Annotated in this window: 12 protein-coding genes; 6 read left to right on the forward strand and 6 right to left on the reverse strand. The window is 66.5% G+C overall.

Features of this window, described 5'->3' with window-relative positions:
- Nucleotides 1–1,234 (reverse strand): M23 family metallopeptidase (locus EV640_RS01660; protein WP_166645840.1); only part of this gene is annotated, 1,234 nt, incomplete at its 3' end.
- Nucleotides 1,235–2,009: 775 nt separating this feature from the next.
- Here EV640_RS01660 and EV640_RS01665 point away from each other — a divergent pair.
- From EV640_RS01665 to EV640_RS01675, 3 genes are all read left to right on the forward strand, one after another.
- Nucleotides 2,010–2,489 (forward strand): hypothetical protein, encoded by a 480-nt coding sequence (locus tag EV640_RS01665; RefSeq protein WP_133725593.1) that lies wholly within the window; start codon nt 2,010–2,012, stop codon nt 2,487–2,489.
- 207 nt (nt 2,490–2,696) lie between these two features.
- Nucleotides 2,697–3,092 carry an RNA-binding S4 domain-containing protein gene (locus tag EV640_RS01670; RefSeq protein WP_051500978.1) on the forward strand — a complete coding sequence of 132 codons (396 nt, stop codon included), beginning with the start codon at nt 2,697–2,699 and terminating at the stop codon, nt 3,090–3,092.
- A 54-nt stretch (nt 3,093–3,146) separates the two neighbouring features.
- Nucleotides 3,147–3,518, forward strand: a complete 372-nt coding sequence (locus EV640_RS01675) for a non-heme iron oxygenase ferredoxin subunit (RefSeq protein ID WP_036474532.1) — start codon at nt 3,147–3,149, stop codon at nt 3,516–3,518.
- A 451-nt stretch (nt 3,519–3,969) separates the two neighbouring features.
- Here EV640_RS01675 and EV640_RS01680 read toward each other — a convergent pair whose 3' ends face one another.
- On the reverse strand, nt 3,970–4,389 hold the full coding sequence (locus tag EV640_RS01680) for a GntR family transcriptional regulator (protein ID WP_133725594.1): 420 nt from the start codon (nt 4,387–4,389) through the stop codon (nt 3,970–3,972).
- Nucleotides 4,390–4,400: 11 nt separating this feature from the next.
- On the opposite strand from EV640_RS01680, the gene EV640_RS01685 reads away from it, so the two are divergent.
- Nucleotides 4,401–5,216, forward strand: coding sequence for an HAD-IIA family hydrolase (locus tag EV640_RS01685; protein WP_036474534.1), 816 nt, complete (start codon nt 4,401–4,403; stop codon nt 5,214–5,216).
- Between the two features lie 97 nt (nt 5,217–5,313).
- On the opposite strand, the gene EV640_RS01690 is transcribed toward EV640_RS01685, so the two are convergent.
- Entirely contained in the window at nt 5,314–7,917 is a 2,604-nt protein-coding gene (locus tag EV640_RS01690) for an MMPL family transporter (RefSeq protein WP_133725595.1), read from the reverse strand.
- An 81-nt stretch (nt 7,918–7,998) separates the two neighbouring features.
- On the reverse strand, nt 7,999–8,634 hold the full coding sequence (locus tag EV640_RS01695) for a TetR/AcrR family transcriptional regulator (protein ID WP_036474536.1): 636 nt from the start codon (nt 8,632–8,634) through the stop codon (nt 7,999–8,001).
- A gap of 76 nt (nt 8,635–8,710) precedes the next feature.
- On the opposite strand from EV640_RS01695, the gene EV640_RS01700 reads away from it, so the two are divergent.
- Nucleotides 8,711–10,300 (forward strand): anthranilate synthase component I family protein, encoded by a 1,590-nt coding sequence (locus EV640_RS01700; RefSeq protein ID WP_166645841.1) that lies wholly within the window; start codon nt 8,711–8,713, stop codon nt 10,298–10,300.
- Here the strand turns inward: EV640_RS01700 and EV640_RS01705 are convergent.
- Entirely contained in the window at nt 10,290–11,153 is an 864-nt protein-coding gene (locus EV640_RS01705; protein ID WP_133725598.1) for a hypothetical protein, read from the reverse strand. The genes EV640_RS01700 and EV640_RS01705 overlap by 11 nt on opposite strands.
- Before the next feature lie 94 nt (nt 11,154–11,247).
- Nucleotides 11,248–12,738 (reverse strand): cardiolipin synthase, encoded by a 1,491-nt coding sequence (gene cls, locus EV640_RS01710; RefSeq protein WP_133725599.1) that lies wholly within the window; start codon nt 12,736–12,738, stop codon nt 11,248–11,250.
- A 90-nt stretch (nt 12,739–12,828) separates the two neighbouring features.
- Between cls and EV640_RS01715 the strand changes: the two genes are divergently transcribed.
- The gene (locus EV640_RS01715) at nt 12,829–13,785 is read left to right on the forward strand and encodes an aminodeoxychorismate lyase (protein WP_036474538.1); all 957 of its coding nucleotides are present in this window, start codon (nt 12,829–12,831) and stop codon (nt 13,783–13,785) included.
- Nucleotide 13,786: the final 1 nt, after the last annotated feature.

The following is a 13,786-nucleotide window of genomic DNA, read 5'->3' on the forward strand; positions in this document are numbered from 1 at the left end:
TGGCATTCGAGCGGGCGACCAGATTCACCCCGGCCTTGACCTTGTAGCTGCCACTTGCGGGACTGACCCCATGGGCCAAATCACCGGTGCTCGCGGAACTGGTGTTAGAGGAATCGGTGGAGGCGGTCGAAACCCGGGACAGGAAGTCGCCGTGCGACCAGACGGACTGACCGTTTCGGCTGAACTTCATCCAACCGCCGTGGGTTGCGGTGACGGTCACCGTGGTGCCCGAGGTGAGCCCCTGGAGAACCGCGTAGTTGCTACCGGGTCCGCTGCGGCCGTTCAGCGCCGCGGTGGTCCGGTACTGGGTAGGCGTGATTGAGGTGCCCTGGGGGACGTTGGCCGCAGGCACAGTGCCGCCTCCGGCGGGACGGGAGGGCGTCAGTGAAGAGTGCGCCACCCAGCCGATACGACCGTTTGCGTTCACCCGCACCATGCCGTTGCTGGTGTCACCCGGGGCTGCGGTCAGCGTGGCGCCCGCTCCGAGCTGCATGATGACGGAACCGGTGCTGCTCGCGGTGGCGCGCAGCGGAGTTGAGTTCACGGTCCAGTAGTTGCAGGCAGACGGGTTGGTGATGTTCATCACGGTGGAGGCGGATGCGCGCAGGTCGACACCACGCTGTGCGAGCCAGGTCGTCGGGTTGTGCGAGGTGCCGTGCATCCAGGCACCCTCCCAGATCTCCAGGTGCAGGTGCGGCCCGGTGGATGGCCCCGAGCTTCCCACCCGCGAGATGGTCTGACCCGCCTGCACCGTCTGCCCGACGCGGACATGGGTGTGCGCATCCCACATGTGGAGGTAGGCGCTGTGGAAGGTCCTGCCGTCGATCTGGTGCTGCACGACGACGAAGCCGGTGTTGTACCGGTTGCCACTGAAGGCGCGTACCACGGTGCCTGCGGCCACAGAGTAGATCGGGCTGCCGTCGGCGGCACCGAGGTCCTGTCCCAAGTGGGAGGTAGAGGCACCCTGGGTCGGCATGCAGCGCGAGCCATACGGGGAGGTGTAGCTGAAGGTCCGCTGGGCCAGTGGGAGCCGGAACTGGGTGGCGTTCTGCGAGGCAGAGACGTCCACACTGCTCAGTCCGGTGAGACCGGTCGCTGGAGCATCCACCCCCGCAGTGGACAGCGCGGCCACATTCATAGGCGCGGTGTCCGCGGCGGCGGCATTCGCGGTCAGTGGCATGGTCAGGCCTACGGCCAGGGTGCCGACAACGGCAGACGAGAGTTTCTTCGGCACAGGTGCTTCCTCACTAGTCGTTCACAACAGAACGGCTCCATGCACACACCGGCATTCACGGTCGACGACGACTGGGACCCTCGCGCTCATCGGCTGGGAGACCGTCGAGCCCCCTTGTGGGGTGAGTGAGGACCAGCACGCGAAACACGCGCATGCGGAGTATTCATAAGCAGATATGGCGACTGGGGAAGCAGCGAACCGTACTAAGAGATGGGAAACCTACGCGTACAGCAAGCCGAGTCGGGACAACTGTAACCCACGATTAGTTGTCCACCACAAGAGTTTTTAAAAAAGCTTCAAGTTCAACTTTAACCACGCTGTGATCATGGAAGCGAACCGAGCACGACACGTTGATGAACACGGTGGAGGACGCAAGAGCAGCGTTCGAGTCGACGTCCAGGCGTCCGCGAGCGCCTGGGAATGATTGGAGGGCAGCGCAGCTGGCGAACATCACTACCGCAGGATGCTCGCGTGGCGCTGCACTGCCCTCGCTGGAAAAGTATCCCATTCCAGGAGAGCAGGAACGCGCCGACGCCCGGCACGGCACGCCATTGTGATGTGTTCGTGACTCATGCCGCGCAGCGCGTGCCACACTGGACCCATGACGCCGCCTCCAGCTTCGAAATCCGCCCCCGCGCAGGGCGCCCAGATGGCCCGCACAAGAGTGCGAGGGATGCTGATACTCGCTTCCATGACGCCGTTCGCACTGTTGGGATGCGCAGCCGAGGAGGAGCCGAGCCCTCCGACGCAGCCGAGCTCGGAGTCGGCACCCCCCGTGGAGGAGTCCGAGGAGCCGCAGCAGACTTCGACCCCGGAACCGGAGGAGCAGCCCGACACCTCACCGGACGACGGCGATTCTGGCGAGATTCCCCAGGGTGAGGGACCGGGAGGCGACCTTCCCGATCCCGATGAGATCGACATCGAGAGAACTGAGGAACTAGGTGCTTATTTCTCTGAAGAAGAGGCTTGCATGTTCATCGGTTCAATGATGGAAGGCCTGCAAACTGACATGAATGAAGGGGTTGAAGATCAAGAGGTTCTTGATGAGATCTATTCTGCGGTCGAGCAGAACTATATTCTCGTCCCAGTAGAACTGCGGGAGCCGCTTGAAAACATTCTTGCTCTGGTCGACACCGATGTTGAATCACTCGACGAGGAAGCGGTCCTGGTCGCGGCGGAACCGGTGGACGGATGGTTTACGGTTGAATTCTGTGAAGGCGAATATCACAACCAGACTTCAGGCGGCGACGCCTGAGCCCCAAGAGTTCCAGGCAGCTCACAGGTCACGACCATCGACTGCCCAAGAAGCCTCTCTACTGTAGGAAGTGCCTCTTGAAGGTGCGAGTGATTCAGCAGACCCCGCGTATCGGAACAGTGTTCCCTCACACTCCGGACGCGGGGTCTGCGCATTCGCTGGGGCATCTCCGCCGCAGGCGAGACAGCAGTTCTCTAGACTGATTCCATGTCAGAGACCGCCCCCACCGGCCCCACCGGCCCGGTCCGCATCGACGCATGGCTCTGGTCGGTCCGACTGTTCAAGACGCGCTCCGCCGCCACGACCGCCTGCCGCGCCGGACACATCACCATCGACGGCAATCCCGCAAAGGCCTCGCTGCGCATCACCCCGGGCACCAGGATCCATATTCGCCGGCCCGGGCACGAGTTGATCCTCGACGTCGTCCACACCCTGTCGAAGCGAGTCGGCCCCCCTGTGGCCCAGAAGGCCTACCGCGACCACTCGCCTGAGCGGATCAGGCCCCGCGACGTGGGACTGCCGGTCCGTGAACGCGGATCAGGCCGCCCCACCAAACGGGAGCGTCGGAAGCTCGAAGAGCTCCGCCGCCAGCTGCCGGAGTGAGGGCTTCTGAGACAATGCAGGCCGCAGGTATCCGTCACCAGAGAGGCAGAACACATGTCCAGCACCGAAGCACTCCCCCCTATCGATCTCGGCCCCGCCGGCCAGTACCCCGAGGGCCAGGTCTTCCGCGTCTCCGCCGAGGATTCGGGATGGAATGACGACATCGCGGTGGTCCATGCCGAGGACGGCGGGTTCTACGCGCTCGACGACACCTGCTCTCATGAGGCGGTCTCACTCTCCGACGGCTACGTCGAAGAGGACACCCTGGAGTGCCCGATGCATGCCTCAGCCTTCTGCCTGCGCACCGGCGTCCCAGAGACGCTGCCGGCGCTGCGCCCGGTGAAGACCCATCAGGTCACCCTCGAGGGAGACCGGCTGGTGCTGCACCCCGGAACGCCCCGGCCGGACACGGAGTCAGGCGAATAGCGGGCGAGCTGACCCGCAGTGCGGTTGAAGACCCAGGAAGCTCCCAGGAACTGCTCGGGAAAACGCCAAGAATGGGTCCTACAGTTATAAATACCTCATCAAGGTGCGAGTGATTCAGAGCCCCGAGTCAGCCATTTAAAGCGTCCCCTCACGCTGGCCGACTCGGGGCTCTTCTCGCGCCGGGCGGAGGAATTACATTCCCAGTGACTTACCAGCAAACCGCAAGCACCTGCCCAAGGAGAACTCCTAATGTAGGAACTACCTCATCAAGGTGCGAGTGATTCGGGAGCCCCGGATCGGCCGATACAGCGTCCCCCTCACGCTGGCCGATCTGGGGCTCCCTTCTTGATGCCCTGGAGTCTGCGACCGCTCAGGCGGTGGGCACTGCCCCTGGGTCAGTTCTATGGCGGTGCTCATGAGCGCCTCCCTCCCGCAGCGCTCCAGACGCTGGTCACGCCCTGGAGCGGAGCATCTCGATGATGGTGTCCACCAAGAGCCCGACGGTGCGGGCCTCGGTGATGATCGGATCGAGGTAGTCCGTCGCAAACTGGGCACGGTGCTGCGCGGGAAGGATCTCCCGGGCGCCGGGGGCCACGAACATGCCGAGACCCCGGCGTTTGAGCAGGATTCCGCGGTCCACCAGCAGATTAAGACCCTTCGCAGCCCTGGCCGGATTGATCCGACGGAAGGACACGAGCTCATTGCTGGATGGGGCGCGCTCACCTTCAGCCAGGGAGCCGTCCAGGACGGAGGACTCCAGCTGTTCGGCGATCTGCACGAAGAGTGCGCGACCCTCTTCCACGAGCCCGGGCAGCGCGATGTGTGCCAGCTCCCAGCGCCGGCCCCTGGCAGGCCCGCGGCGGGAGGACATAGGATCAAGGCATGAACGGTGAGAACATCGAATGTTGGCTGACCGATATGGACGGCGTGCTCGTCCGTGAGCAGGAGGCGCTTCCCGGCGCTGCGGAGCTTCTGGAACAGTGGCGGAGCAAGGATCTGCCCTATCTGGTGCTGACGAACAACTCGATCTTCACCGCCCGGGACCTCAGCGCCCGGCTGCGCAACTCCGGACTGGTGGTGCCCGAGGAGCGGATCTGGACCTCCGCGCTGGCCACGGCCACGTTCCTGGCGAACCAGATCGATCCGGAGTCCAATGCGCAGGGCAGCTGCTACGTCATCGGTGAAGCCGGCCTCACCACTGCGATCCATGCCGCCGGATTCATCATGACCGAGACCAACCCGGACTACGTGGTCGTCGGTGAGACCCGGAACTACAGCTTCGAAGCCATCACGAAGGCCGTGCGGCTGATCAATGACGGCGCCCGGTTCATCCTGACCAACCCCGATGCCACCGGCCCGAGCCCGGAAGGCGTCATCCCTGCCACCGGAGCCATCGCCTCGCTGATCACCAAGGCCACCGGCAGGAAGCCCTATGTGGTGGGCAAGCCCAATCCGATGATGTTCCGCTCGGCACTGAACCACCTGGGCGCCCACTCCATGGAGACCGCGATGATCGGGGACCGGATGGACACCGACATCGTGGCCGGCATGGAGGCCGGGATGCACACGATCCTGGTGATGACCGGGCTCTCCAGCCGGGCCAGCATCGCAGACTTCCCGTTCCGACCGAATCGGATCATCGACGGCGTCTACGAGCTGCTCGAGGATCCGCTTGATCGGGACGAGGACTCGCAGTAGCCCCGACACCCAGCAGAAGGATCACCCAACAGAAGGATCACACAGCAACGCCCGGCGCCTTTGGCAGGTGCCGGGCGTTGCTGTGTGTGCGGGTCGGTCAGCGGGTGGGCGCCGTCTCAGCATCTCTGGCCAGCGGCTGGAGCCCGTCGGCGGGGCCGGCAGCCTCGGGTGCGACCTCGCGCTCCAGCTGGGCGCCTTCGACGTCGACGTCCGGGATCAGACGGTCCATCCACTTCGGCAGCCACCAGGCGGCAGGCCCGGCCAGGTGCAGCAGCGCAGGCACCAGCATCAGCCGGACCACGAAGGCATCCAGCAGCACGCCCACAGAGAGCCCCAGCCCCATGGAGGCGATCATCGGGTCATCGGTGAAGACGAATCCGGCGAAGACCGAGGCCATGATCAGCGCCGCGGCGGTCACCACAGAGCGTCCGGCATGGAGGCCCTGGCGCACGGCGAGCCGTGGCGCGGAGCCGTGGGCATAGGCCTCACGCATCCCGGAGGCGGTGAAGAGCTGATAGTCCATGGCCAGCCCGAAGAGGATGCCCACCATGAGCACCGGCAGGAAGGTCAGGACCGGGCCCGGCGTCGTGACGCCGAAGATCTCGCTGAACCAGCCCCACTGGAACACCGCGACGACGATGCCCACGGCGGCGGCGAAGGACCCGACGAAGCCGAGCGTCGCGATCACCGGGAGCAGGATCGAGCGGAACACCATGATCATCAGCAGCAGCGAGAGCCCGATGACCAGCGCCAGGTAGAGCGGAAGCGCATCAGAGATCACATCTGACATGTCGATCTGAGCGGCCGTCATGCCCGCCACGGAGAGCTCGACGTCGGCCGCCTCGGTTCCGGCAAGCGGGTTTCCTTCGCGGAACTCGTGCACCAGGTTCTCGGTGGACTCGGCGGCCGGCCCTTCCTCGGGGATGATCTGGAAGACGCCGAGCGTGTTCTCGTCATTGAGCGCGGCTGGCACTGCGGCAGCGATGTTCTCGTTCTGAAGCAGCGCGGTGCCGATCTCGATCTGGTAGTCCTGCGCCTGGGTGTCATCGAGGCCGGAGGGCAGGTCGGCCAGGACCAGGAGCGGTCCGTTCACGCCCTGACCGAAGGCCTCCTCGGTGGCGGCGTAGGCCTGGTAGGAGGCTGAGTCCTCGGCGTTGGAGCTGGCGTCGGGCAGGCCCAGGCGCAGGTCGAAGGTCGGGATGGAGAGCACCCCGAGTCCGATCAGCGCGACGGCGGCGATGCCGATCGCCTTGCCGTGGCCCATCGGTGTGGTGATCTCCTTGGTGCGCCGTTCCCCGATGTGACGACGTTCCTTGCGACCGAGGATCCTGCGGTCCACCAGGGAGAGCATGGCCGGGGTCATGGTGACTGCCATGAGCACTGCGATGGCCACACAGGCGGCTGCGACGCTGCCCATCAGGGCCAGGAACGGCAGGCCGGTGACGTTGAGCGCCAGCAGCGCGATCACCACGGTGGCGCCGGCGAAGACCACGGCATTGCCCGCCGTGCCAGTGGCCAGGGCGATCGACTTGTGGACCGCCATGCCGTCCTTCAGCTGTCGGCGGTGCCGGTGGATGATGAACAGCGAGTAGTCGATGCCCACAGCGAGTCCCAGCATCAGGCCCAGGATCGGAGTCATGGACATCATGTCGACGACGCCGGAGAACGCCAGCGCGCCGGCAACGCCGACTCCGACGCCGATCAGGGCGTTGAGCAGCGGCAGTCCGGCGCCGATGAGCGTGCCGAGCATGATCAGCAGCACGGCTGCGGCGATCATCAGCCCGATCAGCTCGGCCACGGAGAACAGGTGCGGGAGCTCGAAGTCGAGGTCGCCGCCGGGAAGGGCCTCGACGCCCTCGATCTGCGCGTCGGTGATGACCTCGGAGACGGTGGCCAGGTCCTCGGTGCCGATGCCCTCCATGGGCTCGGTGAAGTTGAGCATCAGCACGGCGACATCGCCGTCCTCGGAGACGACCTGAGCCCCGGAGGAGAGCTCCAGGAGCGCCTCGCCGCGCTCCAGCTCCTCGGCGGCCTCGTTGAGCTCCTCCGCGCCGGCGTCTAGCTCCTCCTCGCCGCCCTCGAGCTCCTGCTGCGCGGCTTCGAGCTCGGCGCGGCCGGCATCGAGCTCGGACTGCTGCGCCTCGAACTGGGGCTGCGCGGCCTCGTAGATGCCCTGCTCCCGAGCGTCGGCGATCGCCTGGTCGAGCTGCTCCTGCGCCTGGTCAAGCTGGGCGAATCCGGACTCGATCTCCTCGCGGCCAGATTCCAGCTCTTCACGGTTGGTCTCGATCTCTTCGCGGCCGGACTCCAGTTCTGACTCACCGGTGGAGATCTCGCTGCGCGCCTCGGCGATCTGCTCCTCGGTGGCGAAGGGGTCGGTGACGCTGCTGACGATGCCCTCGCCCTCGAGCTCCTCGATGAACTCCGCGACCTGCTCCTCCTGCTCGACGGTGAACGGCTCACCATCGTCGGTGCGCAGGATCGCCGAAGCGTTGCCGCCGCCGGAGTCCGGCATCTCCTCGACCAGACGGTCGGCGACCGCGGTGGTCTCAAGGTCAGGGAGGGTGATCTGATCCGTCAGCTGTCCGCCGAAGGCGAGGAAGGAGCTGACGGCGAGGGCGAGCATGGCTAACCAGGCTGCGACGACGGTCTTGGCTCGGCGCGCAGAGAGCATGCCGAGGCGATAAAGGAGCTTTGCCATGACACGATCATAAACGGAACGCCGCGTCTCGAAATTAGCCGAGACCTTTATGAAGCCCTGATGTGATCAAGGTCATGGCCGCTAGTTGATCGAGCTGCCGGCCCCGGGACGCATCAGCCCCGTCACGACGACGTCGACGAGGCTCTCCGACCAGCTCAGGCTCGGCGCGGAGCCGGTGAGCATCCGGAAGATCAACGGGTCCCCGATCGCGGAGGCGGCCGCGGCGATGTCGACGCCCTCTCGAAGCTCACCGGCTCGTTCGGCCTCCCGCAGACGCTCGGCCAGCAGGCCGTGATCCCACATGCTCGCCTGCTGCAGCAGCCGCTCGGTCCCCGGATCACCCTGGAGTCCCGCCACCACGAGGCTGCGCGCCATACCGACGTGGGTGTCGCGGAAGGCCTCGACGAGCATGCCGCGAATCCAGGTCAGACAGTCCGCGCGCAGATCGCCGGTGGAGGGCATGGGCACCAGCTCGATCTCGGCGTTGCCGGTGAGCATGACCTCCAGCACCACGGCCGCCTTCGACTTCCACCAGCGGTAGATGGTCTGCTTGCTCACCCCTGCCTCGGAGGCGATCGCCTCCACGGTGAGCTCCTCGTAGGAGCTCACGCGCAGCAGCCGGGTCGTGGCGTCCAGGACCGCCTGGTGCGAGGCTTCACTGCGCGGACGTCCCCGTCGCGGTTCTGCGGTGTCGGACCGCTGTGCCTCAGATGCCATGGGCGATATCGTAGCGCGCCGAGCCAACCCTCGGCCTGTGCCATCCTTGATCCATGACCGCCGCACCAGGGACCCCATGAGGGCTGCGTCGACCAGCCGGCTGCTGGACCTGGAGGAGCTCGTCCCGGAGTCCGCGCGAAGAGCCCGGGCGCATCAGGCCCGTGACTCCGAGGACCTCGCCGCGCAGCTCTTCGCGAGCCTCAACGCCCAGCTTCCCGGCGTTCCGGCGGCGCTGCTGGAGAGCAGCGACCACGCCCGGACCGAGCAGCCCGCGCGCAGCGCCCACAGCATCCTGGCGTTCTCCTTCGGCGCGCAGGCGGCCACGGTCAGCCACCTGAAGGGTCAGACCAGCGTCACCACGCCCGCGGGGACCACCGAGGCCCAGCAGCCGTTCTTCAGCTGGCTGGCGGAGAACTGGAGCCGGCCGGCGGACCAGGCGGCCGCGGATGGGGATCCGGATCAGCCCCCGCGCGACACCCCGCGGTTCGCGCTCGGCTGGGTCGGGTGGCTCGGCTATGAGCTCAAGCGAGAGTCTGGCTCCGCGGACCTGGCCGGCACGGCGCTGGAGCAGAGCGGTCTGCCCACCCAGGAGGCCAGCCTGTTCCGCGCCACGCACGCCGTGGTGATCCACCATGGCACGGGACAGCTGGAGCTCCAGTGCCTGGACCCGAGCACGGAGTCCGACTGGGAGGAACAGGTGATCCGGGCATTGGCCCGACCGGTGCCGGCGGGGAGCGCCGCGAGGCGGGTCGACGGAAGCGACGCCGCACCTCAGGGGACTGCGGCAGTACAGGACGTCGCGGTCAGGGATTCCCGCAGCACCTATCTCGCGGCGATCCAGGCGGCCAAGCGAGAAATCACCGCGGGCAACAGCTACGAGGTCTGTCTGACCACGGCGGTCACCGGAACCCTGGCACCGGGTCACGCGTCCGGCGTCGACCTCTTCGCCGTTCTTCGTGCCCGCAACCGGGCCCCCTTCACCGCGTTCCTGAGCAACGGAGAGACCGAGATCCTCTCCACCTCCCCGGAACGGTTCCTCAGCGTCAGCGCGGGCGGCACGGTGCGCTCGGAGCCGATCAAGGGCACCAGACCTCGCGGGGACACCACCGCAGCGGACCGTGCCATGATCGAGGATCTGCGCACCCACCCCAAGGACCGGGCGGAGAACGTGATGATCGCGGACCTGGTGCGCAACGACCTCTCGATCCACGCCGTACCGGGCAGCCTGCGCACGGAACGGCTCTGCGCGGTGGAGACCTACCCCAGCGTGCACCAGCTGGTCTCCACGGTCAGCGCTCAGATTCCGGATGAGGTCCCGCGGGCTCGGGTCGTCGCCGACGCCTTCCCGCCCGGGTCGATGACCGGAGCCCCGAAGATCTCCACCATGGAGATCCTGCAGCGTCTGGAGACGGGGGCGCGCGGACCCTATTCGGGGGTGGCGGGGTATTTCAGTACGAACGGCGCCGCCGACCTTGCGGTGCTGATTCGCACCGCGGTGCTCACCGGGACGCCCGGGGCCCGCCAGCTCCACCTGGGTCTGGGCGGGGCCATCACCGCCGATTCCGACCCTGCGGAGGAGTGGGAGGAGATCCGCACCAAGTCCCGCGGGGTGCTGGAGGCCCTCGGCGCGACGTTCCCGGACTCTGCGCCCGAAGCTAGTCGGTGAGCTCGTGATCGAAGGTCGCGAGCTTCTCCGCCTGGCTCTCCACGATCTCCTCGAACGTCTCGGCATCCATGTTCGCGGCGCTGACCATCAGCAGGTGCCTGCCGTAGTCCTTGCTGGCTGAGAAGCCAAGGACCTCCACCATGGACTCGCCGTCGTAGACCTCCATCTCCAGCTCGAGTCCGCGGAAGTCATGGGCCTCGAAAGCCTCGAAGTCCACCGAGTCGGTCTCTGCCTGAAGCGGCTGTCCGGTGCAGGCCTCGACGACCCGGTCCCAGACGGCACTTGAATTCGGCCGGTCCTCAAGGCCGAGCATCCATACATAGAGGCTCTCGGTGCGATCGGCGAGCTCGTGCTGGTACTCCTGGACCACGCCGCGCTCCGGGCTGTCCCCGATGAGGTCCGCGTTGATCCGGTCCATGGCAGATGTGCACTCGCCCTCACCGAAGCTCTCGGTGTAGACCTCTGCGGTCGCGCCGAGCTGGTCCTGGAAGAAGTCCAGTCCGGTCAGCGTGGAGTGGCTGTCCGGGGTGAACGGGAGCTCTGACTCGGTGAGCAGGATCTGCGCGATCTCGCGCTGCGTGAGCAGCTCCTCGGGCCCCGACTCGGTGGCCTCTTCGGCGCTGCCGCCCTCCGGATCTCCGGCGTCCTGATCTGCAGAACTCTGGCCGGCGGTCTCCGCGCTCTCCGCGGAGACGGCACTGAGCCCTGCGGCATCCTGTGCCTGGCCCAGATCCTCGGAATCCGAGGAACAGGCCGTGGCGGACAGCGTCGCTGCGGCGATCATGCCGAGCAGGCCCGCGGTCCGGGTCGCGGAAGGCGCTGCTCGGCGAGCCGTCGAACGCAATCCGCTCATGTTTCCTCAGGTCTGATCGGCGCTGGGTGGATGGGCTCCGGAGGGGGCTCCGGCGTCCTGGGCAGAGAGTATATATGCTCGTCTATCCGGGGCTCTACTGCAGCCCGGAGGTGAGCCGGAAGGTGTTGTCCAGGTAGCGCACGTGCCAAGGCCTGCGCGACCACTCCTGAAGGTCAAGCTCGGTGGAGAGCAGGAGATATCGCGTGAAGACCTCCTCGATCTCGGCGACCTTCTCCACGTCGACGATCATCAGCGTGACCTCCAGGTTCAGCGAGAACGAGCGCATGTCCATGTTTGAGGAGCCCAGGACCGCGACGTGGTCATCGATGATCATGAACTTCGCGTGCAGTACGTCGGGATCCGGGTAGCGGAAGATGCGCACCCCGGCCTCGAGCAGGATCTGGTAGTAGGACTGCTGGGCGTGCTGGACGGTGAACTGATCGGCCTTCTTCGAGACCAGCACGAGGACCTCGACATCACGGTGCGCCGCATTGGTGAGCGCATAGAGCAACGAATCGTCGGGGACCAGGTACGGCGTGGAGATGATGATCCGGTCCGTGGCCTGGTAGATCAGGTCGTTGAAGAGCCGCAGGTTGTTCTCATCCGGGAACCCCGGACCCGAGGGGACCACCTGGACCAGCGAGCCGCCTGAGGCGGCCTCATCGGCCTCCAGGTCCACCAGCAGCTTCTCACCGAGGTTCTCGTTGGTCTCGGCGTACCAGTCGGAGGCGAAGACGATGTCGAGGCCGGTCACCGCGGGGCCGGTGAGCACCACGTTGAGCTCGACCCAACGCCGGCCCATGCGGACGGCGGCGGGTCGCTGGTAGTGCGGTTCGATCAGGTTCGTGGAGCCGGTGAGCGCGGTGATGCCGTCGATCACCACGATCTTGCGGTGGTTGCGCAGATCCAGCCGGGAGAAGCGCCGGCGCAGCGGACGAATCGGAAGCACCCGGTGCCATTCGATCTTGGAACCGCGCAGCCTGCGCTTGAGCCGACGGTAGCCCTTGACCCGTGCCGTGCCGAGATGGTCGTAGAGGAAACGCACCTTGACCCCGCGCTCGGCCGCGCGCTCCATGGCGTCTAGCACCGGGCCGGCGTACTCGCGGTCGTCCCCGACGATGTAGAAGAGCACATGGACGTACTCCCGGGCCTCATCGATCTGATCGACGAGCCAGGTGAAGGACGCCTTATAGTCCGTGATCAGCGTGAGCTGGTTCCCCTCCTGGATGGGGAAGGCGCCGAGATTGCGGTTGAGCACCACGGTGGCGCTGAGCTGCTCATGCTCACGCAGCTGGTCCGAGAGCTCCATCTGACTGGTGGCCTGCAGCAGCGCGGCATTCATCCGTCGCTGACGCTCCTGCCGACGGGAGGAGAGCTTGCTGCGACCGAAGAGCAGGAACAGCGGCAACCCGATCGCCGGGATGAAGAAGATCGCCAGCAGCCAGGCCATCGCCGTGTTGGGGCGGCGATTGGAGGGGATGATGCCGATCACGGCCACCCGGACGCCGATCTCGAACACGAGGATGCCCAGGAGGATCCCCTGCGGCAGGGAGTCCAGTCCCAACCCGCTAAATGGCCACAGCAACGCATACCCTCCAAGGTGTTCTGAGACAGCCTACTGGGTCTGCCCCTGCCGATCACCGCTGGCGGCCCACTCAGGGGCTAGGCTGTAGCCATGGCTGAGCACTTTCGTGATGACTCTGTGGCCGCCGTCGCCGTACGGATCGACGCCGAACACCCCACCGGTGCGGTCTTTGACCCGCACCAGCCCCAGCTGCGGATCACCGACCTCGGTGCCATTCGCGGGGACGGGATATTCGAGACGATGTTCGCCGTGAACGGCACGCCGCGAAAGCTCGACGCACACCTGGCCCGACTGCGCCGCTCCGCCGGCATCCTTGACATCGGCATCCCCCCGGCGGACTCCTGGGAGGCCGCCATCGGGCTGGGCCTCGAGGAGTACCGCGCCCGGGGCGGGGTGCCCGAGGAGCTCGCGGTCAAGCTCGTGGCCACCCGAGGCGTGGAGGGCGAACCGGCCTCCGAGGATCCAGCCTTCGCCGGCACCTACTGGCTAATGCTGACTCCGGTGGCTGAGAGCATGCGGTCCAACCGCGGCAAGCCGCTGGCTGTGACGCTGCTCGACCGCGGCTACGACTCCACCGCCGCCGAACGGGCGCCCTGGCTGGTGCTCGGCGCCAAGACCCTGAGCTACGCGGTGAACATGGCGGCGTTGCGCCACGCCGACGCTGGCGGTTACGACGACGTCATCTTCACCACCTCCGACGGCCAGGTGCTCGAGGGCCCGACCTCCACGGTGCTGATCGCGAAGGCGGGCGCCGAGGGTGAGCCGCCGACGCTGATCACCCCGGTGCTGGAGACCGGCATCCTGCCGGGCACCACCCAGGGAGCGATCTTCACCGCGGCCGAGCGGGCCGGCTGGAAGCTCGGCTACGGGCCGCTGACCCCGGAGGACCTCTATGCGGCGGACCATCTGTGGCTGCTGTCCTCGGTGCGACTGGCTGCTCCGGTGAACCGGATCGATGAGCATGAGCTCGCCGTGAACCCGGAGCTCACCGCGGCGCTGAACAGCTTCCTCGACCAGGACCTGCCGGTCAACCACCCGCTGGACTGAG

This window comes from Nesterenkonia aurantiaca, assembly GCF_004364585.1.
Classification (GTDB): domain Bacteria; phylum Actinomycetota; class Actinomycetes; order Actinomycetales; family Micrococcaceae; genus Nesterenkonia; species Nesterenkonia aurantiaca.